Here is a 24784-nt window from a genome sequence, read left to right on the forward strand (position 1 = left end):
GCTGCTAACGAACGGGTTGCCGCTTGCATTTGATAGCACGACGAGATGGCCGGATTGTTCTGATAAGGCCATCCAATGGATAACAACGAGATGGCCGGATTTTCCTGATAAGGCCATCCAAATGGATAACAACGAGATGACAACGTCATGATGAGTACATCCCGTACCCTGCCCGAGCGTTCTTTGCCGGAGATAGTAGGGTGGGTCAGGCAGGAGGGGTTGGCGCTAAACCTGCCAACCGACCGGCTGGCCTTTCTGATTGCAATCAAGACACTGTCCGAAGATGAGTCGGATCTGTCGGAGGCGGCGTTGCACGACGCCTTCGGCTACGTCAGCAGTGCCTTTGGCCAGATGGACGAGACCCTCACCGGCCGCGCCAACAACGCCATCAACGATCTCATTCGCCAGCAGTTGCTGTCGCGCTTCAACACCGACATGGTGGCGGGGGAGAGCCTCTATCGCCTGTCGCGCCTTGGCATGAGCATCGTCGATTTCTTCCTGGATCAGCGCCAGGTTGACTCCATCAAGCTCTCCATTTTGCTCGAGCACCTGGCGGCCGAGCTCGATACCGCCCGCAAGGCGGCGCTCGAGACCAACACCCGCGAGCAGTGGGATGCCGAGGTGCTGCCGCGCCTCACCTTCTCCCTGGAAGAGACCCTGGGGCGCATCGATCTGACCCAGCGCGCCATGGATGAGCAGCAAAATCAGGTCAAAAACGAGATCGCGGCCCTGCTGACCCAGAACTGGGTCGATGCCATCCACAGCTGCGAAAAACTGCTGCACGAGACCGGCCAGACTCTGCGCGAGCTGCAGGATACCCTGGACGCCGCCGGTCACCGCCTGCAGGCGGGGCTGCTCAACATTCAGGAAGCTGCCCAGGGGCGTGAGGATCTGTTCCACGTCGAGGAGCTGACTCACGCCTTGCAAGGACGGCTCGATGTGATCACCAGCTGGGGCCAGCAGTGCATCGAGCTGTGGGCCCGCTATGACAGGCACGTCCACAAGTTCATCCGCAATGCCATCGACATGGACAAGAACCGCGCCTTCAGCCAGCGGCTGCGGGAATCCATCCGCAACTTCGATCAGCACAACTGGCAGCTGCGGGTGGCCGAAGAGCCGCGTTTGCTGGAGCTACGCGACGAAACCATCGCCATCCACGACGAGGAGGTGACCGGCGAAGTGCCCCTCGAGATGGAGTACATGGAGATGGTGGACATCAACCAGGAGCTGGCCGAGCGTATCGAGCGCTACCTGGCCCGCTATCCCGAGCAGGGTCAGCAGCTGGATTTGGCTGACGTGCTGCGGGAATACCTGCTGGACTACCCGGCCCACGCTCACTTCGACGTGGCGCGTCTTCTGATTGACCAGGCCGTGCGCCTGGGCCATGCCAGCGGCGAGCGCGAGCTGCATCGCCAACCTGCATGGAAACCCATTAACCAAGCTGGATCCAAGGTTCAGGCCTATGTCATTGATCAATACTGAGTTTCCCTTGCCGCTGCGGCTCGCAGAGGCCATTGCCAACCCCTTGTTTCCGCGCATCGATACCGCCTTGCGCTCCGGTCGTCACATCAGTGCCGACGAGTTCGAACAGCACTCGGCGCTGGTGGAGTATCACCAGGAGCTCGAGATCTTCTACGGCCGCTATCAGGTCGAGCTCATCAAGGCGCCGGAAGGCTTCTTCTACCTGCGCCCGCGCCCCAGTGCCGACATCGGCACCACAGTGCTCTCCGAGCTCGATATGCTGGTGGGCAAGGTGCTTTGCTACCTCTATTTGAGCCCTGATCGTCTCGCCTCGGAAGGGGTGTTTGCCATGGGCGAGCTGCAGGAGGAAGTGCTGAGCCTGGCTGACGAGAAGCAGTTGTTGCGCATGGTCAACAGCCGCTCCGGTGGCACCGATCTCGACAAGAAGAAGCTGCTCGAAAAAATTCGCACCTCCATGCGCCGCCTGCGTCGCCTTGGCATGATCACCGCCCTTGGCAACGGTGACAAATTCCGGGTCAACGAATCCGTGTTCCGCTTCGCCGCCGATGTGCGCTCCGATGAGGATCCCCGCGCGGTGCAGCTGCGGATGATCCAGGAAGGGGAGGCCATCTTCCACGACGACGAAATGCCGAGCAGCGACTCGCTCTTTGACGATATCGAGGCGGACCTCGATGAAGAACAACTGGATCTGGAGGTATAAAAGGTGCGAGGCAAGTTCAAATCCCTGACCATGGTCAACTGGAACGGCTTCTTCGCCCGGACCTTCGATCTCGACCAGCTGGTCACTACCCTCTCCGGCGGCAACGGCGCGGGCAAGTCCACCACCATGGCGGCCTTTATCGCGGCCCTCATTCCCGATCAGTCTCTGCTCCATTTTCGCAACACCACGGAGGCGGGATCGAGCAGCGCCTCCCGCGACAAGGGGCTCTACGGCAAGCTGCAGCGCGGTCACTGCTACTCAGTGCTGGAAGTGATAAACAGCCGCGAGCAGCGGATCTGGGTCGGCGTGCATCTGGAGCAGGTGGCCAACCGTGACAACAAGGTCAATATCACCCCGTTCGCCTTGGTGGATGTGCCGGACAATCTGGTGCCCACCGATCTGCTGCTGGAAAAACTCGAGGACGGCAAGGGGCGGGTGCGCGCGTTTGCCGATCTGAAAGGGGCGGCGGCGGAGCTTGGCGCCATCAAGGTCGCCAAGTTCAATACGGTGACCGACTATCACAACTTCATGTTCGAGTTCGGCATCACCCCGAAGAAGCTTCGTGATCAAAAAGATCGCGGCAAGTTCTATCGCCTGATCGAAGCCTCCCTCTACGGCGGTATCTCTTCGTCCATCAGCCGATCCTTGCGTGAATACCTGCTGCCGGAGAACTCCGGCGTGCGCAAGGCGTTCCAGGACATGGAGGCGGCCATCTACGAGAACCGCCGCACCCTTGAGGCTATTAAAGAGACTCAGGGCCAGCGGGATCTGTTCAAGAACCTGATCACCGAGACCACTCACTATGTGGCGGCGGATTATGTGCGCAATGCCGCCGAGAAGAGCCGCCTCTCCGATCTGGCCCTCAAGGCCCGGGCCGAGCTTGCGGGCAAACGCCGCCTGCTGGCCGAGGAGAAGCAGCGCGCCATCTATCTGGCCGACGAGGTGGAGCAGCTCACCAACCGCGAGAAACTGCTGACCGACGAGTTGGAGTCCGCCGCCGAGCACCTGGCCAAGGTGCTGGCCGCCGTGGCACTGCAAAAGAAGATCGAGATGTATCGCGCCGATCTGGCGGATCTGTCTGACAAACTCGAACAGCAACAAGCGGTGGTGGAGGAGATCCACAGCCAGTTGCTGGAGGTGGAAGAGCGCAAGGAGCTGGCTCAGGCCGAGGTGGACAGCCTCAAGACCCAGCTGGCCGACTATCAGCAGGCGCTCGATATCCAGCAGACCCGTGCCATCCAGTACCGTCAGGCGGTGCAGGCCCTGGAAAACGCCCGCGAGCAGTGCGAGCTGCCGGGGCTGACCGCCGAACAAGCGAGCGACACCCTGCACCAGTTCCGCGCCGCCGAGCAGAGCCTCACCAGCCGGGTGCTGGGGGCCGAGCAGCAGCTGGCGCTGGCCAAGGCGGCGGTGGCCGAGCACGAAGCGGCGCTGGCGCTGCTTTTGAACATTGCCCCCGAGACCGCCCGTGAGGCAGCCTGGCCCACCGCCCAGGGGCTGCTCAAGCGTCATATCGAAGACAAGGCCCGCATCGCCCAGGGGCAGGGGCTGCGCGCTGCGCTGGCCCGCCTCGAGAAAGAGAGCGAGAGCCAGCAGGCGCTGCTGCGCTTGCGTGACGAGCTGCAGCAGGCCTCCGGCCAGCTGATCGCGAGCCAGGACGAGCTGGAAATCTTCCTCGAAGCCCAGCGCACCCGTCAGGAGGAGCTCTCCGAGCAACAGGCTGAAGTCAATCAGCGCCGCGCCAGCCTCGAGCATCAGGGCAGCCAGCTCGGCCGCGATATCGCGGAGCTGACCAAGCTGGCCCCGCGCTGGCTGAAATCCTTCGAGAAGCTCGAGCAGCTGCGCGAGCAGAGTGGGCTGCCGCTCGCCACCGCCGAAGAACTTTCTTCCGGCATGCAGAGCGTGCTCGACAAGGAGCGCGAATTCGAGCAGGAGAGCAACCGCATCGCGGCGCAGAAACAGGCGCTGGAGCTGCAAATTCGCAACCTGCAGCTGGGGGCAGGTGAGGCGGATCCCCGTCTTGCCCGCATCGCCGAGCAGGTGGGGGGCGTGCTGCTCTCCGATGTCTATGACGACATCTCCATCGACGATGCCCCTTACTACTCCGCCCTCTACGGCCCGGCTCGCAGCGCCCTGGTGGTGCTCGACCTGGAAGGCGCCATCGAGCGGCTGAAAAAGCTGGAAGATTGCCCGGAGGATATCTACCTCATTCAGGGCAACCCAGACTCCTTTGACGAGGATCTGGTGGAAGCGGACGAGCTGGGTGACGCCGTGTTGGTGCGCACCAGCAAGCGTCAGGTGCGCTTCTCCCGCTACCCCGAGCTGCCGCTGTTTGGCCGCGCCGCCCGGGAAAAACGGATCGAACAGCTCGACCTTGAGCGCGAAGAGCTTATCGAGGGTTACGCCAAGGCCGCCTTCGAGCAGCAGAAGTACCACCGCCTCTACGGCCACTTCCGCGACTTTATTGGCCAGCATCTGGACATCGCCTTCCGCCCCGACCCGGAGGCCGAAGTGCAGGCCAAACAGGCCGAGCAGCGCAAGCTGCAAGAGAGCATCGCCGAGTGCAACAAGCAGCTGACCGAGGCCAAAGCGGCCGCCGCCCAGCTGACCCGCCATATCCAGCTGGTGCAGGGGATGCTGCCCTTTGCCCACCTGTTTGCCGAGACAGAGCTGGCTGCCCGTCTCGAAGCGGCCAACGCCGATGTGGAAGCCCTGAAACAGGCCGAAGCCTTTATCGCCAAGCACGGCAAGTCGCTCGAGAAGCTGGAAACCATGGTGCAGGTGCTGCGTCAGGATCCGCAGGATCTCTCTGCCCTACAGGCGGCGTTTGACGAAGCCAACAAATTGCTGGCCGAGCAGAAGCGCCGTTGCTACGCCCTTGATCAGCTGGTGGCCCGCCTGCCGCACTTTGCCTATCAGGATGCGCAAGACCTGCTGGGCAAGGCCTCCGAAATGAGCGAGCGACTCAAAGAGAAGCTGAAAGCGGCCGAGCTGGCGGCCCGCACCGCTGGCGAGCAGCACAAGCAGATTGCCCAGCGCCACACCGAGGCGTTGCAGCTGCGTACCGCCCTCAACTCCAGCGTCGAGGCCAAGCGCCAGACTCTGACCGAGTTCGAGCAGGAGCTGGCGGCCATGGGGCTGACCCTCTCTGACGATATGGAAGAGAAGGCGCGCGCCCACAAGAAAGAGATCGAGGAGCTGCTTATTCGCACCCGCTCCCGTCGCACCAGCGCCGAGGCCCAGCTGCAGGTAACCAAGCGCGAGATCGAATCCCTTGGCGGTCGTCTCAAGCTCGAAGGCAAGGATTACTACGGCGCCCGCAAATCCCTGGTGGGTCACAAGGCGAGCTGGTCGCGGGTGGTGCGGCTGGCACGGGAGACCGACGTCGAGAAGCGTCTGAACAAGCGCGAGCTGGCGTACCTTGACAGCGACGAGCTGCGCTCCATGTCGGACAAGGCCCTCGGCGCCCTGCGGGTGGCGGTGGCCCACGACGAGGCCCTGCGTGATGCGCTGCGTCTCTCCGAGGGCAACCGCAGCACCGAGCAGAAGGTCGCCTTCTACGTGCAGGTCTACCGTTACCTCAAAGATCGCATCCGCAACGACATCATCCGCTCCGATGATCCGGTCGAAGCGATCGAGGAGATGGAGATCGAGCTGGCCCGTCTTGCCGACGAGCTCAAGCAGCGGGAAACCCATCTGTCCCTCTCCTCCCACGAGGTGGCGGCCAAGATCACCAACATCATCCGCCGCGAGCAGAACCGCATCCGGGTGCTCAACCAGGGCTTGCAGAACATCGCCTTCGGTCTGGTGCGCGGGGTGCGCCTCAACGTCAATATCCGCGAGGCCCACACCCGTCTGCTGACGGCGCTGGCCGACCAAACTGCCATGCACAACGATCTGTTCGCCGACAAGGAGCTCAGCTTCTCCGAGGCGATGGCCAAGCTGTTCCAGCGCCTCAACCCGCAAGTGGAGCAGGGGGATCGCAGCTATCAGGTGATGGGCGACGTGCTGCTCGACTATCGCAACTACCTGGAGCTGGAGATCGAGGTGCAGCGCGGCGCCGATGGCTGGCTGCGGGCCGAAAGCGGCGCGCTCTCCACCGGCGAGGCGATCGGTACCGGTCAGGCCATCCTCTTGATGGTGCTGATCAGCTGGGAGGAGGAGTCCCGCCGTCTGCGCGGCAAGGACATCGCCCCCTGCCGCCTGTTGTTCCTCGACGAAGCGGCGCGGCTTGATGGCAAATCCATCGCCACCCTGTTCGAGCTGTGCGAGCGGCAGGACATGCAGCTGCTTATCGCGGCGCCGGAGAACATCAGCCCCGAGAAGGGCACCACCTACAAGCTCATCCGCAAGGTGCAGGGCAAGCACGAACACGTGCATGTGGTGGGCCTGCGCGGCTTCGGCTTTAGCGATGACAAGCTTATCGCCTGACAAAGCCTGACAAAGGTTGACGGGTGAATAAACAAAACGGGAGGCTTGGCCTCCCGTTTTCTATGGAAAATATGCGAAAGTGGGCGACTCGTGCGCGAAAGCCGCATTTTGGCAACGAAGCGCCAGCCTGCGGGTCGGGTGGCGCCATCAATATCGGGGAGACAGGATGAAGAGGGGAGTGCAAAAAGGGCTGCTGTTATCACTCAGTCTGCTGCTGGCAGCCTGTAGCAGCCAGCCTGATGCCGGTCGTGGCGGCAACTGGCAAGGTTATACCGAGACGGGACTCGCCTCCTACTACGCCGACCGCTACCACAACAAGCGCACTGCCAGTGGCGAGCGCTATCAAACCAATCTCAACACCGCCGCCCATATGACGCTGCCTTTTGGTTCCATGGTGCGGGTCACCAATCTCGCCAACGGCAGGAGCGTGGTGGTCAAGGTCAATGACAGAGGCGCCTTTAAGCGCGGGCGAATCATCGATCTCTCCCGAGCCGCGTTCAGCGCCATCGGCAATACACGCGCTGGCCTTATCAAGGTAAAGATCGAGGTGATGTAGCGAGTGGCGTGAGCCCAAAAATGGTTCAGCTCCCTGCCTTTGACCAACCTGCTCATTTTTCTGTGGAGTTTACTGGCGCCGGTTATGTCAGTTTCGATGGCTCTCGGGTATCGTCCTGATGGACTCGTTCTCTGACTGATAAAGAGGACGGAGTACCCGATACCTATTTTGATGATGTTTCTGGGATGGAGCAGAGTTGATGGAAATTATCAGGGCCGGCATGGATGATCTGGATATCATCAGCCCCTTATTTAACGCATACCGGATCTTTTACGGCCAACAAGAGGATATGACCCTGGCTCGTCATTTTCTGGCCGAGCGCCTGTCACAACAGGAGTCCGTGATCTTTTTTGCCAGAGATAAGCAGGGTGCCGGCATCGGTTTTACCCAGCTCTACCCCTCATTTTCATCGGTCGCCGCCAAACGGATATGGGTTCTGAACGACCTGTATGTCGCGGCGCAGGCCAGGCGCTTGGGAGTTGCCAAAAAATTGATGGATACGGCAAAGGAGTTTGCCATGGCGACAAACGCCAGGGGGCTGGCCCTGGAAACCGCGAGAGACAATTCGGCCGCGCAAAGATTGTATGAGTCCCTGGGGTATAGGAAGGAAGATGGGTATCACTATTTCCTGGCGCTCGATAAATAGCCGTTCGCAGGCGTGTAAAACCAAATACGGGGCCGCCTCTCCTCAAGGTGAATGGGGAGGAAAACAGAGCAGGGGATCAGAGATGAGGCGATGGCCGGGGATATCAATTCACCAGCGGCCCTTATCGCTATGATTGTGACGTGACCGTGATAGGGGAGCCTGATAGCCCGCCCGGGATGCTGGTGGTCTATAAAAAAGTATCGAGATAGTGCGCCAGCCGGTGTTAAAGAGCGAATAGCCATCTCAATGCCATGACGGCGTTTCTCGCCATACCCCGCGGCCAACAGGCCGCTTTTCTATTTGCGCGGTTTGCGTGCGCGATGTGCTCGACAAGTTGTTTGATATGGCCCACACGCCAGTCAGCCCTGCGGCACCCTGACTCCTTTATCGAGATAAAGGCTGCTGTAGTGGGCGCGGTGGGTGATAAACATGATCTGATGACGGCTGCCGTCGGAGAGAATGATAAAGTCCCCGGCGAGGGCGGGGCTTTGCAGGCTGATCTCCTGTTCGGGGGCTGTCAGGCGATCGGCTTCATCCTTGAAGGTGAGGGTGTAAGAGTACATATGGCGCTCCACAACAGGCTCATATCAAACACATCATCAAGGCTAGTTCGTGATAACGCCGTGCGCGGCGCCCGTTCGGCGCTCTTGCCCTTTATTTATGGGCAACCCGCGGGGGCTGGTGTTATTTGAGGATATTCGGCAATAAAAAACCGCCTGCTGGCGGTTTTTCTTATCGCGTAGCCCTTACTTCAGGGCCTTCTTCAGCTTCTTGATCTTGCTCTCGTGCTTGGCAATCTTCTCGAGGCGGGCGGCGATCTTCTTCTTGATCTCTTTCTTGCTGACTTTGGCCATCGGTGGCGCTCCTTTGCTGTGATGACACCTCGGTGTCGTGGTGGATCTTTCCCTGAGATTGGCCAGAGTGCCACAAGCTGGTTGCCCGGGCCACCCATAGCCGTTTCTTTTTGTTGAAAAAGTAGTCTATTTCGCAGCTGTGGGAGGATTGGGTCAGGGATGTTGATTGTCGCGTACCTGTGCTTTTTCCGGTTGTCAGGGGGCGCTGCGGCAGTGACCAGCTCAGGACATCGAAGGAACAGGTCCACCACTGCGAGGCAAGTCACGGTAACGGCCTGGAAAATCACATCTACTTCTTCATATGAAGCTGATGTGAAGGGGCTGCACCATGTCGTTATTTGCGGAAAAGCGTATACAAGGTCTCTGTGCCAGGTTGCTCGATAGCCATAACGAGAAGGGATGTTCATTTGATAGCAAGCATGGTCGTGAACTGCTGATCCGACTGCAGGCGGTTGACGGGATCAGGCCGGTTGGACGCAGTGCCCGTCATGTGTTAACAGAGGCAGGACGTGATTATCTCGTTAGACAACTGGCCCTAGTGGTCTCTGTGGCATCTGATAAACGTGAGCATTTGCAGACCCTTGGAGTGACACTGCCTTCGTATCTTAATCAGGCCAGTTTCCATGCCCTTTGGCATGGCGATAGCAAATATCCCCGCAGTGATAACTTGACCAGCCAACTGCCCATCAACATGGTACTGACACAGGATGAGGTACTCCGTCTGCGTACGTTGGACCCGATAGTCTTTGTTGATCACATTGGCCTGCGCCACGACATGACAGAATCCATGAGGCTATTGGGTGAGCTGGCCTTGCCTGAGCGAGCGCTGGCAACCCTGACTGCCGTTGATTGGCTGGGGACGCAAGTTATCACGGTGGAGAACAAGGGGGCTTTTGTCGATTACCCGTTACAAAGGGGTCAACTGTTGTTGTTTGCGCCGGGCCGTAATACGAGTCTGGCCAAACGGTGTATCCCTTTATTACCTGACTCTGTTCAGTGGGCTCATTTTGGCGATCTGGATCAGCGTGGCATTGATATTGCGGTGGAGTTGGCCCGGGATCTCAATCGCCCGGTAATGCTGTGGTTGCCCTGTCAGTTAACACTTTTCCTGCAACATTACGCTCGTCCGGTATGTGGTCTGTTAACCGGGGATGACAAGATCCCCTGGCGTTCGTCGGATTTCGCCGTGGCTGCGAGCGAAGCGGACAAGGTTGGCACAGGTTGGTTAAACGAGTTGCGGCAACAAGATAAGTGGTTGGAGCAAGAGGTATTGATCGTGGCGCCACACTGGCGAGCCTGGCCCCTTGTGGGAGGGGAGTGATGAGGCTCGTATTCTCATAATGATAATGGCAGCCCCGCCCATATCATTTATGTTCCCCATTGCGGGGCCCTGATGATAATTCCTGGCTGGCAAGGGGCATTTTTATCAATCTTGATTCATGCACTATTCACGGCAAATGACAGAAGCCGCCGACGTGATTGGATAACTCTCTGAAATAATCGTTATTTTTGTGCCGTTCATCACATACTTTTTCCTTTTCTTATTATTCCCCCGCCTTTTTTTAATCTGGCACGCTTATTGATTATCTCTTGTCGACGCTAACCGATGAGCTCACCCACAACCGTGACGCTGGTGACATCGTGAGTGAAAGGGGAGCTATCCATATATCATCCAATGATTGGGGCGAACGATGAAAGCAGTTAACGATTTAATCAAAGAGATAAAGGCACTCAACTCCAACCTTCACGAAAAAGATTTTCTGCTGACCTGGGAGCAAACCCCGCAGGAATTGGAATTGGTATTGAAACTGGCCGAATCCCTCAAGACCCTGCGCGCCGAAAATATTTCCACCAAGCTGTTTAACAGCGGGCTCGGTATCTCGGTTTTCCGCGATAACTCCACCCGGACCCGCTTCTCTTACGCGTCCGCCCTGAATCTCCTTGGCCTGGCCCAGCAGGATCTGGATGAGGGCAAATCCCAGATAGCTCACGGTGAGACGGTGCGCGAGACAGCCAACATGATCTCGTTTTGCGCCGACGCCATCGGCATTCGCGACGACATGTATCTCGGGGCCGGCAACGCCTATATGCGCGAAGTGGGGGCGGCGCTCGACGAAGGGTTCGAGAAGGGGGTGCTGCCCCAGCGTCCGGCCCTGGTCAACCTGCAGTGCGACATTGATCACCCGACCCAGTCCATGGCTGATCTCGCCTGGCTGCAGGAGCATTTCGGGAGCCTCGACAACCTCAAGGGCAAGAAGATTGCCATGACCTGGGCCTACTCCCCGAGCTACGGCAAACCGCTCTCTGTGCCGCAAGGCATCATCGGGCTGATGACCCGTTTTGGCATGGACGTGACCCTGGCCCATCCCGAGGGGTATGACCTGATCCCGGATGTGATAGAGGTGGCCAAAGAGAACGCCAAGGCCTCCGGCGGCAGCTTCCGTCAGGTCACTTCCATGGAAGAGGCGTTCAAGGATGCGGACATCGTCTATCCGAAGTCCTGGGCGCCCTACCAGGTGATGGAACAGCGCACCGAGTTGCTGCGGGCCAATGACCACGCCGGCCTCAAAGAGCTCGAGAAACATTGCCTCGCGCAAAACGCCAAGCACAAGGATTGGCACTGCACCGAAGAGATGATGAAACTCACCAAGGGGGGCGAGGCGCTTTATATGCACTGCCTGCCGGCGGATATTTCCGGTGTCTCCTGCAAGGAGGGTGAGGTGACCGAAGGGGTATTCGAGAAATATCGCATCGCCACTTATAAAGAGGCGAGCTGGAAGCCCTATATCATCGCCGCCATGATCATGGCCCGCAAATTCTCGGCGCCTGCCGAAACCCTGGAAAATCTTATCAAGGAAGCGCAAAAGCGCGTCAAATAATGGCAAGTCGGGCAGGGTGGTTATTTCACCCTGCCCACTGCAACAGCGCATTTATTATCGCGAGTCTTCTCCCCGGATAGCCCCTTTGAATAAGGTCTCTCCGGCGAGATGGCTCTTGGTGAAGTTACTCTTCGTGAGGTCACTCTTTGTGAGGTCACTATGTCCCAATTTTCTCTGAAGATGGATATTGCGGATAACCGCTTTTTTACCGGAGAAACATCCCCGTTATTTTCCCGTATCGAAGCACAAAAGGCCCGTGCATTTCATAAAAAACTGGCCGGATATGAACCGACACCGCTCTGTGATTTGAAAGCACTGGCGGATTATGTCGGGGTGAAAAATATATTGGTCAAGGACGAATCCAAACGCTTTGGTCTCAACGCCTTCAAGATGCTGGGGGGCGTCTATGCCATCGCCAACCTGCTTTGTGAAAAATTCGGGGTGGCCATCGAGGATTTCACCTTCGATCTCATCAAGCGCACCATCAAGGAGCCGATGATCTTCGCCACCACCACGGATGGCAACCACGGCCGTGGCGTCGCCTGGGCCGCCAAGCAGGTGGGCCAGCATGCGGTGGTCTATATGCCCAAGGGCTCGGCCCGGGAGCGGGTGGATCACATCCTGAACCTCGGCGCCGAGTGCATCGTCACCGACATGAACTATGACGATACCGTGCGCCTCACCATGAAGATGGCCGAAGAGCGCGGCTGGCACATAGTGCAGGACACCGCCTGGGAGGGGTACACCAGGATCCCGACCTGGATCATGCAGGGTTATTCCACCCTGGCTGATGAAGCGGTCGAGCAGATGCAGGGGATGGGCATCCAACAGCCCACCCATGTGCTGCTGCAGGCCGGGGTCGGGGCCCTGGCAGGCGGCGTGCTCGGCTATCTGGTGGACTGTTTCGGGGCAAGAAACTTGCACAGCATCGTCATCGAGCCGGATCAGGCCGACTGCCTCTACCGCTCCGGCGTGGCCGGCGAGATGGTCAACGTGGGGGGCGACATGCGCACCATCATGGCCGGGCTCGCCTGCGGTGAACCCAATCCCCTCGGCTGGCCGCTGCTCAAGCACTGCACCACCCAGTTCATCTCCTGTCACGACAAGGTGTCGGCGCTCGGCATGCGGGTGCTCGGCAATCCCCTTGGCGACGATCCCCGCATCATTTCCGGCGAATCCGGCTCGGTCGGCACCGGGCTGCTGGCGGCGGTGCGCCACCACCCACAGCGGGATGCTCTGATGGCGCGGCTGGGGTTCAATCAGGATTCAGTGGTGCTGCTGATCAACACCGAAGGGGATACCGACGTGGCCCACTACCGGGAAGTGGTGTGGGAAGGCAAGCATCCCGCCTGCGAGTAACCTCGGCTGCGAGCCACTTCCTGCAAGAGCAGAGACACGAATTGAAGAACTGATCGCGCCCTGTTAACGGGGGCGTGGTGAAGGGTCAGGGCGGGGCTGGCAAACAGGCCAAACCTCGCACATCAGGTTGTTATGGAGGATCACAATGAGCAAGCAAATTCCGTTTGAAATGGTGTTGGAGAAGGCCTACCAGTACAAGGCCGAGATGAGCCAGTTCCTGCGCGACATGATCGCCATTCCCAGTGAAAGCTGCGACGAGAAGAAGGTGGTGCTGCGCATCAAGCAGGAGATGGAGAAGGTCGGTTTCGACAAAGTCGAGATCGACCCCATGGGCAACGTGCTGGGTTATATCGGCCATGGCCCGCACCTGATTGCCATGGATGCCCACATCGACACCGTGGGGGTTGGCAACATGGCCAACTGGACCTTCGACCCCTATGAGGGGATGGAGGATCACGAGATCATCGGCGGGCGCGGCGCCTCGGATCAGGAAGGGGGCATGGCCTCCATGGTCTACGCCGGCAAGATCATCAAGGATCTGGGGCTGGAAGATGAGTACACCCTGCTGGTGACCGGTACCGTACAGGAAGAGGACTGCGATGGCCTCTGCTGGCAGTACATCATCGAGCAGAGCAAGATCCGCCCTGAATTCGTGGTCAGTACCGAACCGACCGACTGCAACATCTATCGCGGCCAGCGCGGTCGCATGGAGATCCGCGTCGAGGTGCAGGGGGTGAGCTGCCACGGCTCGGCGCCCGAGCGCGGCGACAACGCCATCTTCAAGATGGGCCCCATCCTTGGCGAGTTGCAGGAGCTCAGCCACAACCTCGGCAATGACGACTTCCTCGGCAAGGGTACATTGACCGTCTCCGAGATTTTCTTCACCTCCCCGAGCCGCTGCGCCGTGGCGGACAGCTGCGCCGTTTCCATCGACCGCCGCCTCACCTGGGGCGAGACCTGGCAAGGGGCGCTGGACGAGATCCGCGCATTGCCGGCCGTCAAAGCCGCCGGTGCTGAAGTCTCCATGTACCAGTACGACCGTCCGGCCTACACAGGGCTGGTCTATCCCACCGAGTGCTACTTCCCGACCTGGAAGGTGGAAGAGGATCACATCACGGTCAAGACCCTCTCCAAGGCCTACCGCGAGTTGTTCCGCAAGGAGCCGGTGGTCGACAAGTGGACCTTCTCGACCAACGGCGTTTCCATCATGGGTCGTCACGGCATTCCGGTCATCGGCTTTGGCCCGGGCAAGGAGCCGGAGGCCCACGCCCCGAACGAGAAGACCTGGAAGGAGCATCTGGTCAAGTGCGCCGCCATGTATGCGGTGATCCCCATGCTCTATCTGGCGGAGCTGGACAAGTAAGCAAGGGTGCAGGGATGCCGGCATCCCTGCTACCAACGATATGCCCCGCCCAGGCGGGGCTTGGTGCGTGAAGGGCAACAGGAGTTGAGGGGGAGTGGATGAAACGGCTCATCAAGAACGGCATCCTGGTGGATGCGCAGGGGGAATATCGCCAGGATCTGCTGATCGATAACGGGGTGATCCGGGCCCGCGCCGCCCATATCCAGCCCGATGACGAGACCGAAGTGATCGAGGCTGACGGCTGCTACGTAATGCCGGGGGGGATCGACGTCCATACCCACTTCAACATCGATGTGGGCATGGCCCGCAGCTGCGATGACTTCTTCAGCGGTACCCGTGCCGCCGCCTGTGGTGGCACCACCACCATCATCGATCACATGGGATTTGGCCCGGCGGGGTGCAACCTGCATCACCAGCTAGCTCGCTATCACGATTATGCCGCCGATCAGGCGGTGATTGACTACAGCTTTCATGGCGTTGTTCAGCATGTGGATGATGACATCCTCCACGAGATGGCCGCCATGGTGCAGGAGGAGGGGATCAGCAGCTTCAAGCTCTATCTCACCTACCGCTACAAGCTGGGAGACAGCGACGTGCTGCGCGCCCTGGCCCGCCTCAAGGAGGTGGGGGCGCTCGCCACCGTGCACCCCGAGAACGATGCCGCCATCGCGGTACGCCGTGAGGCGCTCCTGGCCGCCGGTCACCACGAGCCCTGGTATCACCCCCAGAGCCGGCCGCTTGCCTGCGAGGCGGAGGCCATCAGCCGGATGATCAATCTGGCGGCGTTGGCGGGCAATGCGCCCCTTTATATCGTTCACCTCTCCAATGGCCTGGGGCTTGAATATCTCAAGCTGGCGCGCCGTCAGGGCCAGCCGGTCTGGGTGGAGACCTGCCCGCAATATCTGCTGCTGGATGAATCCTGCTACCACCTGAAGAACGGAGTCGACTACCTGCTAAGCCCGCCGCTGCGTGGGCGTTGCGAGCAGGACAAGCTCTGGGTCGGGCTGGCGGCCGGGGATATCGATACGGTGGCCACCGATCACTGCAACTTCTCCCACGCCCAGCGCATGACCCTCTCGGGGGGGTATTTCAGCCGCTGCCCCAACGGCCTGCCCGGGGCAGAGAACCGCATGCTGCTGCTGTTTGCCCACGGGGTACTGGGCGGGCGCATCACGCCGTCGCGCTTCGTGGCCTTAACCAGCGCCAACCCGGCGCGCCTGTTTGGCCTCTGGCCGCGCAAGGGCAATCTGCAACCGGGGGCCGACGCCGATCTGGTGGTGATGGATCCCCGCGGTGAAACCCTGATTTCCCATCGACAGCTGCACGATAACGGCGACTACAGCCCCTACGAGGGGATGCGCTGCCAGGGGCGGATCAGGATGACCCTGAGCCGCGGCGAGATAGTGGCCCGCGACGGCGAGTTTCTGGGGCGGCGTGGCCATGGCCGTTTTCTGGCCCGCGCCCCCTTTGCCCCCGAGCTCAATCCGCTCCTGTACCCGGCGCCGCACTAGCATTTTGAGAACACCGCCCAGGGGCGCCTGCCCGTGGGGCGAGAGCCCAGCATATTGGCAGAACAGTTTTTCATAGAGAGATAGATGCACACAAAGGGAGCCGACCGCGCGCCGGTTTCTCCCATCACTGGAGAGCACAAGATGAAACAGCGAATCGTACTGGCCCTCGGCGGTAACGCCCTGGGCAACAACCTGCCCGAGCAGATGCAGGCGGTGCAGGGCACGGCGCGCACCATCGCCGACCTGATTGCGAAGGGGCATGAAGTAGTGGTGACCCACGGCAACGGCCCGCAAGTCGGGATGATCCAGCAGGCGTTCGAGGTGGCGGCCCGCTACGACCCTAAAGCCCCTCATCTGCCCATGTCGGTCTGCGTGGCCCTGAGTCAGGGTTATATCGGTTATGACCTGCAAAATGCCCTGCGCGAGGCGCTGCTCGAGCGCGGCATCCATAAACCGGTGGCCACCCTGGTGACACAAGTTGAGGTGGATAAAAACGACCCCGCCTTCCTCGACCCGAGCAAACCCATCGGCGGCTTTTTCAGCAAGGAGGAGGCCGAGGCGCTGATGGCCAGGGGCGAACGTCTTAAAGAGGATGCCGGTCGCGGCTATCGCCGGGTTGTGGCGTCCCCCAAACCCGTCGACATCATCGAGAAAGAAACGGTTTCGGCCATGCTGGCAGCAGGGCAGGTGGTGATCACGGTCGGTGGTGGCGGCATTCCGGTACTGCGGGAGGGGAATCATTTGCGCGGTGCCAGCGCGGTGATCGACAAGGATTGGGCCAGTGCCAGGCTGGCGGAGCTGATTGATGCCGACATGCTGATCATCCTCACCGCGGTGGAGAAGGTCGCCATCAACTTCGGCAAGCCCGACGTGCAGTGGCTCGACACCCTGAGCGTGGCGGATGCCCGGGGCTTTATCGAGCAGGGGCAGTTTGCCAAGGGCTCCATGCTGCCCAAGGTGGAGGCGGCGCTCTCGTTTGCTAGCTCCATGCCGGGGCGCAAATCCCTCATCACCCTGCTGGAGAAGGCGGCCGAGGGGATCGCCGGCAAGACCGGCACCCTGATAAGTCAGTAGGCTCGATCTTGTCAGTACAACCAAGGGGGCCATCGGCCCCCTTTCTGTTGGCTGGCGCAAGGGATTGACAGACGGGAAGAATAAGCCGGCAAGTTGTGATCCGCGATGGGCAGGGTGACGGGAGAGGCGTAAGATGGCTCCCCCAAAAGCGGGCTGATTGGCGATAGAAGAGGCAACAAGGCAAGCAATGAGTAGCAAGATCAACATGGCGGCGCTGGGGGGATTGGTCCTGCTCACCGCCATCTGGAGTTACAGCTGGATCGTGATGAAGCAGGTGATGCTCTACGCGGGGGCCTTCGAGTTCACCGCCCTGCGCTGCCTGTGCGGCTCTTTGGTGTTGCTGCTGGTGCAGTGCCTGCGTGGGCGCAAATACCTTAAACCCACTCCGTTTCGCTACACCCTGGCCATCGGGTTGTTCCAGACCTGCGGCATGGTGGGGCTGGCCCAGTGGGCCCTGATCAGCGGCGGGGCGGGCAAGGTGGCGATCCTGAGCTACACCATGCCGTTCTGGGTGGTGATCTTCGCGGCGCTCTTTTTGGGTGAGCGGATGCGCCGACTCCACTACGTGGCAGTGGGGGTGGCCGCCTGCGGCCTGCTGCTGGTGATCGAGCCCTGGCAGCTGCACCTCGACTCCATGAAGAGCGCGCTGCTGGGGATTGCCTCCGGCATCTGCTGGGGGATCAGCGCCATCATCGCCAAGCGGATGTATGTCCGCCATCCCACAGTGGATCTCATGTCCCTCACCACCTGGCAGATGATCTACGCCACCCTGGTGATGGCATTGGTGGCGGCGCTGGTGCCGGAGCGATCCATAGACTGGCAGCCTTATGTGTTCGGTGCGCTCGCCTACAGCGCCATCTTCGCCACGGCGCTGGCCTGGAGCCTCTGGCTGTTTGTGCTGAAAAAACTGCCGGCAGGGATCGCCGGGCTCAGCACATTGGCGGTGCCGGTGAGCGGCGTGTTGCTCTCCTGGTGGCTGCTCGGGGAAAACCCGGGGTCGGTGGAGGGGAGCGGCATCGCCCTTATCGTGCTGGCGCTTGTCGTCATCAGCCGCAAGGGCAAGCGTTCCGTGGTGTCGGTGGCGGGGGAGACCCGGGTCAAGCAGAGTTGAGTCGTATTGCTGACCAAAGGATTAAAAAGGGCCTGCCATCATGGCGGGCCCTTTGTGTTGGTGCGCTGGCTTATCTGCGTTGGGCCAGATGCATCATGGCCTCCTGCACGGAGCCGCCCATCAATGACGCGGGCCTTGCCGATAGGCTGTGTGTTCGCGCTTATCGGCGTTGGGCCAGGTGCATCATGGCTTCCAGCACGGCGCCGCCAATGGCGCGGGCCTTGTCCGACACCGTAGTGGCATCGGCGCGCTCACCTCTGGGGTCGATATCTCCGATCTTGAAGCCTACCGGTACCTCGATGCCGTCACTCAGCAGCCCCCGCACCATGCCTGACAGCGGCGCGATTATGGGGGCGTCCCCCACGTGAGCGATCACGTCCCCCTCCTGCACCAGATCGCCGAGCTTGATCAGGCTCTTCATTACCCCGGGGGCGGGGGCACGCACCACCCGGCGGGCGGAGTGCCCCTCGATGACCCCGGGAATGCCGGTATTGGGCTGGGCGGGGCCCTGATAGATAACCCGGCCCAGATGGTGGCCGCGGTTGGTCTCGATCACCGCATCGCAGTCGCGCCCCGCCTCAAAGCCCGGGCCAAGGGCCACCGTGATGGGGGCCATCTCCCTGTGGGTGCCGAGGTTCTGCTTGGCGAGGATGGCATCCACCAGGTAGCGGGGCTTGAGATCGCGCAGGGTGGCGCCCTCGGGGTCCACCAGCAGGGGGATGATCCCCTGCTCCAGCAGCGCAAAGGCCTGCTCGACACTCTCGGCCCGCTTGGCGCGCACTCCCTCGACGCAGGTCTCGCCGTCAAACATCGCCTGGGCGAAGGCGACGGTGCGGCGGATCACCGTGGGTTTGTCGAGATCCAGCATCACCACCTTGAAGCCCGCATTGTGCAGGCGCAGCGCCACCCCGGTGGCGATATCGCCTGAGCCGCGCATCACCACCAGCCGATCCTGTTTGAGGCGCACATCGTCCTGCATCAGGCCGCCCGCCTTGCCGTTTTTCACCTGCAACAGTTCGGCGAGGATGCTGATGGCGATCTCCTCCGGGGTCTCGGCCCCTATGTTGTAGCCGATGGGGGCGTGCAGTTGCTGCAACTGCTCCTGACTCACCCCTTGCTGGCGAAGGGCCTGGGTAAAGGTTTGCACCTTGCGCTTGCTGGCTAGCAGCCCCAGGTAGGCGAGGGGACGGGTGATGAGCCGATCCAGCGCCTCCTTGTCCTGATGGTTGGTGGCGATGATGACGAAGTTGGCGGGCTCGATGGCCAGCGCCTCGATGACGGCGCTGATGGTGTCGGCCTGCTGAAGATGAGTGCCGGCGGGGAAGCGTTCGGGATTGAGGCTCCCTTCAAAACAGTCGCCGACATGGATATCAAAGCCCAAGGGGGCCGCGGCATGGGCCAGCGCCCGGTTGACGTGACCGGCGCCGATGAGTACCAGCCGGGGACGCAGGCCGTAGACATCGATATAGACCGACATGGCGCCGCCGCAATCCGAGCCCACCGCATGTTCGCCGTTGCGGGCCATCCGACCGTGGAAGATGCGCGGCTTGCGCTCGGCAATGGCGGCGATCGCCTCCTCGATCACCCGTCGCTCTATCATGCCACCGCCGATGGTGCCGTGGATCCGGCCATCTCCCTCGATCAGCATCTGGGCCTGATGGCGCGGGGTGGAGCCGCGGCTCTCGATGATCCTGGCCATGGCGAAGGGGGTGTTGGCTTGTTCCAGCCGGGCGGCGTGTGCAAACAGATTCATAAGGTACCTCTTGTTATCCTTAACCAAATCGGGACCTGGTGGCTAAACCGGCTCCCCGGGTATGAGCGCGATGGCGTGGCGGATGGCTTGCGGTTCGCGCACCGCCCCCTGCCAGATGGCGTGAAGTTCGGGATGACGGGCCAGCAGGTTTATCAATGGCGGCTGCCATGACGCCTCATTTTGATAATCACCGTTGATAAACCAGATCCGTCGCGCCCTTGCAGGGGTGCCCTTGAACACCCCGTCGGGGTGGGAGAGCAGCCTATCGAACAGCGGCCAGTCCAGCGGTTCACCTGGCGCAATCCCGCATAAAGCCTGAAGCTCGGCCCAGCGGTGGATCTGCGCCGGGTCGGCCTTTGCCCCTACCATGGCGCCGCCCACCAGGGCTATCACCCAATCACTGCTTCCTGGAATGCAAGGTTCGTGCAAAGCCGGCACTTTCAATAACTTGTGATGGGCACCGTCCGCCTCGACCAGGATGATGTCGAAGCGCTGCTGCCCCTTGATGAGATCCAGCTGCTGGGGCGTGGGGCCTGCTACCTTGCCGCTGGCCTGCTCGATATGGCTGAACAGGGCGACCAGGGCCGGGCCATCGGGCAGCTGCTGGCAGCGGGTCAGCTGACGGACCGGATCTGCTTCGATGATCAATTCCCGATAGTGGGACGGGGAGGGCAGAAACATCCGGGTGGTGGTGGTGATCAGCACCTTCTTGCCCTGTTGATGGAAATAGTCGGCCAGCCAGAACAGGGTGCTGGTTTTACCGCCGGCCCCGCACAGACTAATTAATGTGGTATGGCTATCACTATTTTTTATGAGCTGGCCTAATAATGAGGAAATATCCGGAAAGGGGATCGATACAGGAGCAGGTAATGACATGGTGATGTCCGAATTAAATAAAGAAGGAAGCAAGAAGCAGTCTGCCAATCGAAAAGAATCGTGCGACTGCGTAATGACGGCGGCGGGATTGTCCTCCCGAATGGGTAGCTGGAAAATGATGCTACCTTACGGTTCGGGGACAATACTTGATGCAAGTCTCAAAAATGCCCTGGCTTGTTGTGAGCGGGTCATTCTGGTGGTGGGATATCGCGGCGACGAGCTGGTGGCCCGTTATGGCGGGCGGCGCGATATTCAGATCGTGAATAATCCCGACTATGAACAGGGGCTGGGCAGTTCCATCCGCTGCGCCCTGGCAGCGAGCGAGGCGGACTACCTCTTTATCAGCCACGGGGATCTCCCCTGCATTCCTCCTTCCGTGTTCCAGACGCTCTGGCAGGCGCGGGGAGAATATGCGCTTTTTCCGACCTGGCTGGGGGAGGCGGGTCACCCGGTACTGTTGCCAAAATCCCTTGCCAGGGCGCTGGCGGCGGCTCCGGCTCAAGGTTCGGTGCGGCGCTGGCTGCAGCAGCACCCTCACCGTCTGGTGCCGGTCGAGAGCCCCGCCATCCTGTTTGATGTGGATACGCCGGACCGTTATCAGGCTCTGCTGGCGCAGGCGCCGACATGCCCGCATCCACTCTTTAAGCAAGCCAGCCTGACAAAGTAGCCGCAGCTCATCTCTTGCTTTTCCTTTATTCCGGCAGCATCCGTGCATCTATATATGGCGGCCGACAGGGGTGCCATTATCGTGATAAAGGCGATAATTTTGGCCGTATCAAAGTGATATGGATACCTGCCTGATTTGATAGCCATCATTTTTATCACGGTATGCCTGAATATATTTTCTGGTGAGTGATAACCACTCTCATTTAATATGGCAGGTCAATTGCCTGTCACTTTCATTAATTGGAGCTGCCTCACGCTTTTATCGCAAAAAAATCATTTGCAGCCGCGCTGGCCTGATAGTTGCTCTTCTCCTTTACAAGGGGCGATCCCGCAGGAAAACCCCAGTTATTCACCATGTAAATGAGCAGAGCCGCTGCAAGGAGATCATCATGGGCGATATTATGCGACCCGTTCCCTTCAAGAACCTTCTGACCCGAATTTTTGCGGAATATAAAGAGAGCCAGTCCATCTTCGGCATTCCCGCCGCGCAATTCTATCGCAAGCAGGACGAGCGCAAGATCAAGGTATTCGGTGAAACCTGCGAGACCCCCATCGGCCCGGCAGCCGGCCCCCACACCCAGTTGGCCCAGAATATCGTCACCTCCTGGCTGACCGGCGGGCGCTTTATCGAGCTCAAGACGGTGCAGATCCTGGACCGTCTCGAACTGGCAAAGCCCTGCATCGATGCCGAGGACGAGTGCTTCAACACCGAGTGGTCCACCGAGTTCACCCTGACCAAGGCGTTTGACGAGTACCTGAAGGCCTGGTTCGCCCTCTATCTGCTGGAGGAGATCTTCGATCCACGCCTCGACGGGGAGGCCAAGTCCTTCATCTTCAACATGAGCGTGGGCTACAACCTTGATGGCATCAAACAGCCCCCGATGCAGCAGTTTATCCACGGCCTGATGGACGCAAGCCAACGCCCGGCATTTGCCGAGTATCAGCAGCAGCTGCGCGAGTTCGTGGCCGACGAGCAGTTTATCGCCGCACTGGGGCTGGAGGCGCGCCGGGATCGCCTGCAGCAGCTGGCGGACTGCATCCCGGCCACCTTGGTCCACGGGGTGACCCTCTCCACCATGCACGGCTGTCCACCCAACGAAATCGAGGCCATCTGCCGCTACATGCTGGAAGAGAAGGGGCTCAACACCTTCGTCAAACTCAACCCGACCCTGCTGGGCTACCCGCGGGTGCGCGAGATCCTCGATGGCTGCGGCTTTGATTACATTGGTCTGAGCGAAGAGTCGTTCGATCACGACCTCAAACTGGATCAGGCCAAGGGGATGCTGACCCGTCTGATGGCGCTGGGGGCCGAGAAGGGGCTCACCTTCGGGGTCAAGCTGACCAACACGCTCGGCACCATCAACCGCAAGGGGGCGCTGCCCGGCGATGAGATGTACATGTCCGGCCGCGCGCTCTTCCCGCTCTCCATCAACGTGGCCGCCGTATTGTCGCGCGCCTTCGATGGCAAGTTGCCCATCTCCTACTCGGGCGGTGCCAGCAAGTTCAATATCTGCGAGATCTTCGAGACCGGCATCCGCCCCATCACCATGGCGACCGATCTGCTCAAGCCGGGTGGCTACCTGCGCCAGCTGGAGTGTCTCAAAGAGATAGATGCGTCCGACAGCTGGGCCATGACCCGGGTGGATGTCGCCAAGCTGGAGGCCCTGGCCGCCAAGGCCCTCATCATGGATTACACCCAGAAGGAGTGGAAGTCCGAGGATCGCATCGAGGTAGGTGGCGGCCTGCCCCTGACCGACTGCTACGTGGCGCCCTGCGTCACCGCCTGCGCCGTGCATCAGGATATCCCCGAGTACATTCGCCTGATGGGCGAGGGGGAGTATGTGGCGGCCCTCGAGCTGATTTACCAGCGCAACGCCCTGCCGGCCATTACCGGCCATATCTGCGATCACCAGTGCCAGTACAACTGCACCCGTCTCGATTACGACAGCCCCCTCAATATCCGCGAGTTGAAAAAAGTGGCCCTCGAGCGCGGCTGGGAAGGGTACAAGGCGCGCTGGCACAAGCCGGCCGGCAGCGGTGACAAGCACCCGGTCGCGGTAATTGGCGCAGGCCCCGCCGGTCTCTCCGCCGGTTACTTCCTGGCCCGGGCCGGTCATCCGGTCACCATCTTCGAGCGCGAGGCCGACGCCGGCGGCGTAGTCAAACACATCATTCCCGAGTTCCGCATTCCGGCCGAACTTATCCAGCACGACATCGACTTTGTCGCCGCCCACGGGGTCAGGTTCGAGTTTGGTTGCGACCCGGCGCTCACCGTCGACAAGCTGCAGGAGCAGGGCTTTACCTATGTCTTCGTCGGGATCGGGGCCGACAAGAACGGCGGCATGCGTCTGGAAGGGGATCACGAGCGCATCTACAAATCCTTCCACTTCCTGCGCAGCTTCAATCAGGGCAAGCCGCTGCCGCTCGGCCGCCATGTGGCGGTGATCGGTGCCGGCAACACCGCCATGGATTGTGCCCGCGCCGCCCTCAAGGTGCCGGGAGTGAGCGATGTGACCGTCATCTACCGTCGCAGCGAAAAAGAGATGCCCGCCTATCGCGAGGAGTATCTGGAGGCGGTGGAGGATGGGGTGCGTTTTTGCTTCCTCACCAATCCGGAGCGCTTTGATAAAGATGGCAAGCTCACCGTGCGAATGATGTCCCTCGGGGATCCTGACGAGCAGGGACGCCGTCGCCCCGTGCCCACCGAACAGACCGAGGTGATGCAGATGGATTCCCTGATCACCGCCATCGGCGAGCAGCCCGATTGCGAGGTGTTGCAGCGCATGGGGATTCCCCTTGGCAGCGATGGTTGGCCCGAGGTGGATGCCCAGAGTGGCGAGACCCGCCGTCGCAACGTCTTCCTCATCGGCGACGTGCAAAGCGGCCCGTCCTCCATCGTGGCCGCCATCGGTGGTGCCCGCCGCGCCGCGGATCTGGTATTGGCCCGCGAGCATATTGCCGGCCAGCCGTGCGATGTGACCAGCCAGCCGTCTGACAAGGACGAGATCTACCGCCGCAAGGGCAATATCGCCGTCACCCTGGTGGACAAGGGAGAGCGGGATGCCTTCGTGGCCCAGGAGGCGCACCGTTGCCTCGAGTGCAACTACCTGTGCAGCAAGTGCGTGGATGTCTGCCCCAACCGGGCCAACGTCGCCATCGCGGTGCCGGGCTTCAAGGACCAGTTCCAGACCTTGCACCTGGACGCCTACTGCAACGAGTGCGGCAACTGCGCCCAGTTCTGCCCCTGGCAGGGCAAGCCCTATCAGGACAAGGTCACCATCTTCAGCCTGCCCGAGGACTTCGACAATAGCCGCAACCCCGGTTTCTATCTGGCCGAAGGCCATGACGGAGGCGGTGAGCTGCGGGTGCGTCAGGGCGGCAAGACCTATCGCCTGACCATAGACGCCCAGAGCCAGATTCTGGATGTGCCCGAGGCCCTTGGTGACATGTGCCGCATCATCAGCCATGTCCATGCGCACCACCACTACCTGCTGGGGGCCGTCGCGGCCTGAGCGAATAACGA

17 protein-coding genes are annotated in these 24784 nt (G+C 60.6%); 14 read left to right on the forward strand and 3 right to left on the reverse strand.

The features are described 5' to 3' along the window. Positions 1-147 precede the first annotated feature (147 nt). The 5 genes from mukF to ACB034_RS02605 all read left to right on the forward strand — a co-directional run bounded on the left by mukF (position 148) and on the right by ACB034_RS02605 (position 7815). Complete coding sequence (gene mukF, locus ACB034_RS02585) at positions 148-1482, forward strand: chromosome partition protein MukF (protein WP_042069246.1); 1335 nt, start codon at positions 148-150, stop codon at positions 1480-1482. Continuing rightward, the gene (gene mukE, locus ACB034_RS02590; protein WP_026457138.1) at positions 1463-2182 is read left to right on the forward strand and encodes a chromosome partition protein MukE; all 720 of its coding nucleotides are present in this window, start codon (positions 1463-1465) and stop codon (positions 2180-2182) included. Before mukF ends, mukE begins: the two co-directional genes overlap by 20 nt. A 3-nt stretch (positions 2183-2185) precedes the next feature. After that, on the forward strand, positions 2186-6613 hold the full coding sequence (gene mukB / locus ACB034_RS02595; RefSeq protein WP_371171995.1) for a chromosome partition protein MukB: 4428 nt from the start codon (positions 2186-2188) through the stop codon (positions 6611-6613). Between the two features lie 166 nt (positions 6614-6779). Further along, positions 6780-7169: a septal ring lytic transglycosylase RlpA family protein gene (locus ACB034_RS02600; RefSeq protein WP_185378217.1), complete on the forward strand. Its 390-nt coding sequence runs from the start codon at positions 6780-6782 to the stop codon at positions 7167-7169. A gap of 199 nt (positions 7170-7368) precedes the next feature. After that, on the forward strand, positions 7369-7815 hold the full coding sequence (locus ACB034_RS02605) for an N-acetyltransferase family protein (RefSeq protein WP_371171996.1): 447 nt from the start codon (positions 7369-7371) through the stop codon (positions 7813-7815). A 359-nt stretch (positions 7816-8174) separates the two neighbouring features. Here the strand turns inward: ACB034_RS02605 and ACB034_RS02610 are convergent, their stop codons facing one another. Continuing rightward, positions 8175-8378 carry a hypothetical protein gene (locus tag ACB034_RS02610; protein WP_026457241.1) on the reverse strand — a complete coding sequence of 68 codons (204 nt, stop codon included), beginning with the start codon at positions 8376-8378 and terminating at the stop codon, positions 8175-8177. A gap of 619 nt (positions 8379-8997) precedes the next feature. Here ACB034_RS02610 and ACB034_RS02615 point away from each other — a divergent pair. From ACB034_RS02615 to ACB034_RS02645, 7 genes are all read left to right on the forward strand, one after another. Beyond that, positions 8998-9990 (forward strand): Wadjet anti-phage system protein JetD domain-containing protein, encoded by a 993-nt coding sequence (locus ACB034_RS02615; protein ID WP_371171997.1) that lies wholly within the window; start codon positions 8998-9000, stop codon positions 9988-9990. 370 nt (positions 9991-10360) lie between these two features. Further along, positions 10361-11548, forward strand: coding sequence for a knotted carbamoyltransferase YgeW (ygeW, locus tag ACB034_RS02620; RefSeq protein ID WP_026457240.1), 1188 nt, complete (start codon positions 10361-10363; stop codon positions 11546-11548). A gap of 159 nt (positions 11549-11707) precedes the next feature. Continuing rightward, positions 11708-12907, forward strand: a complete 1200-nt coding sequence (gene dpaL / locus ACB034_RS02625; protein WP_371171998.1) for a diaminopropionate ammonia-lyase — start codon at positions 11708-11710, stop codon at positions 12905-12907. A gap of 145 nt (positions 12908-13052) precedes the next feature. Next, positions 13053-14270, forward strand: a complete 1218-nt coding sequence (locus ACB034_RS02630) for a YgeY family selenium metabolism-linked hydrolase (protein WP_371171999.1) — start codon at positions 13053-13055, stop codon at positions 14268-14270. A 98-nt stretch (positions 14271-14368) separates the two neighbouring features. Further along, complete coding sequence (gene hydA / locus ACB034_RS02635) at positions 14369-15781, forward strand: dihydropyrimidinase (protein WP_371172000.1); 1413 nt, start codon at positions 14369-14371, stop codon at positions 15779-15781. Between the two features lie 141 nt (positions 15782-15922). Next, positions 15923-16855 (forward strand): carbamate kinase, encoded by a 933-nt coding sequence (gene arcC / locus ACB034_RS02640; protein WP_371172001.1) that lies wholly within the window; start codon positions 15923-15925, stop codon positions 16853-16855. Positions 16856-17042: 187 nt separating this feature from the next. Continuing rightward, positions 17043-17966, forward strand: a complete 924-nt coding sequence (locus ACB034_RS02645) for a DMT family transporter (protein ID WP_371172002.1) — start codon at positions 17043-17045, stop codon at positions 17964-17966. Between the two features lie 160 nt (positions 17967-18126). Here the strand turns inward: ACB034_RS02645 and yqeB are convergent, their stop codons facing one another. Both yqeB and yqeC read right to left on the reverse strand, forming a co-directional pair. Further along, on the reverse strand, positions 18127-19719 hold the full coding sequence (yqeB, locus tag ACB034_RS02650) for a selenium-dependent molybdenum cofactor biosynthesis protein YqeB (RefSeq protein WP_371172003.1): 1593 nt from the start codon (positions 19717-19719) through the stop codon (positions 18127-18129). 42 nt (positions 19720-19761) lie between these two features. Further along, positions 19762-20595 (reverse strand): selenium cofactor biosynthesis protein YqeC, encoded by an 834-nt coding sequence (gene yqeC / locus ACB034_RS02655; protein WP_274437324.1) that lies wholly within the window; start codon positions 20593-20595, stop codon positions 19762-19764. 73 nt (positions 20596-20668) lie between these two features. Between yqeC and mocA the strand changes: the two genes are divergently transcribed. Together mocA and ygfK are read left to right on the forward strand one after the other, a co-directional pair. Beyond that, complete coding sequence (gene mocA / locus ACB034_RS02660; RefSeq protein WP_371172069.1) at positions 20669-21262, forward strand: molybdenum cofactor cytidylyltransferase; 594 nt, start codon at positions 20669-20671, stop codon at positions 21260-21262. 388 nt (positions 21263-21650) lie between these two features. Continuing rightward, positions 21651-24773 (forward strand): putative selenate reductase subunit YgfK, encoded by a 3123-nt coding sequence (gene ygfK / locus ACB034_RS02665; protein ID WP_371172004.1) that lies wholly within the window; start codon positions 21651-21653, stop codon positions 24771-24773. Positions 24774-24784 lie beyond the last annotated feature (11 nt).

It is taken from the genome of Aeromonas sp. S18(2024) (genome assembly GCF_041402525.1).
GTDB classification, from domain to species: Bacteria; Pseudomonadota; Gammaproteobacteria; order Enterobacterales; family Aeromonadaceae; genus Aeromonas; species Aeromonas enteropelogenes.

Coding starts and splice junctions, on each gene's coding strand:
- mukF (WP_042069246.1), top strand. CDS start 148: ATGATGAGTACATCCCGTACCCTGCCCGAGCGTTCTTTGCCGGAGATA.
- mukE (WP_026457138.1), top strand. CDS start 1,463: ATGTCATTGATCAATACTGAGTTTCCCTTGCCGCTGCGGCTCGCAGAG.
- ACB034_RS02600 (WP_185378217.1), top strand. CDS start 6,780: ATGAAGAGGGGAGTGCAAAAAGGGCTGCTGTTATCACTCAGTCTGCTG.
- ACB034_RS02605 (WP_371171996.1), top strand. CDS start 7,369: ATGGAAATTATCAGGGCCGGCATGGATGATCTGGATATCATCAGCCCC.
- ACB034_RS02610 (WP_026457241.1), bottom strand. CDS start 8,378: ATGTACTCTTACACCCTCACCTTCAAGGATGAAGCCGATCGCCTGACA.
- ACB034_RS02615 (WP_371171997.1), top strand. CDS start 8,998: ATGTCGTTATTTGCGGAAAAGCGTATACAAGGTCTCTGTGCCAGGTTG.
- ygeW (WP_026457240.1), top strand. CDS start 10,361: ATGAAAGCAGTTAACGATTTAATCAAAGAGATAAAGGCACTCAACTCC.
- dpaL (WP_371171998.1), top strand. CDS start 11,708: ATGTCCCAATTTTCTCTGAAGATGGATATTGCGGATAACCGCTTTTTT.
- ACB034_RS02630 (WP_371171999.1), top strand. CDS start 13,053: ATGAGCAAGCAAATTCCGTTTGAAATGGTGTTGGAGAAGGCCTACCAG.
- hydA (WP_371172000.1), top strand. CDS start 14,369: ATGAAACGGCTCATCAAGAACGGCATCCTGGTGGATGCGCAGGGGGAA.
- arcC (WP_371172001.1), top strand. CDS start 15,923: ATGAAACAGCGAATCGTACTGGCCCTCGGCGGTAACGCCCTGGGCAAC.
- ACB034_RS02645 (WP_371172002.1), top strand. CDS start 17,043: ATGAGTAGCAAGATCAACATGGCGGCGCTGGGGGGATTGGTCCTGCTC.
- yqeB (WP_371172003.1), bottom strand. CDS start 19,719: ATGAATCTGTTTGCACACGCCGCCCGGCTGGAACAAGCCAACACCCCC.
- yqeC (WP_274437324.1), bottom strand. CDS start 20,595: ATGTCATTACCTGCTCCTGTATCGATCCCCTTTCCGGATATTTCCTCA.
- mocA (WP_371172069.1), top strand. CDS start 20,669: ATGACGGCGGCGGGATTGTCCTCCCGAATGGGTAGCTGGAAAATGATG.
- ygfK (WP_371172004.1), top strand. CDS start 21,651: ATGGGCGATATTATGCGACCCGTTCCCTTCAAGAACCTTCTGACCCGA.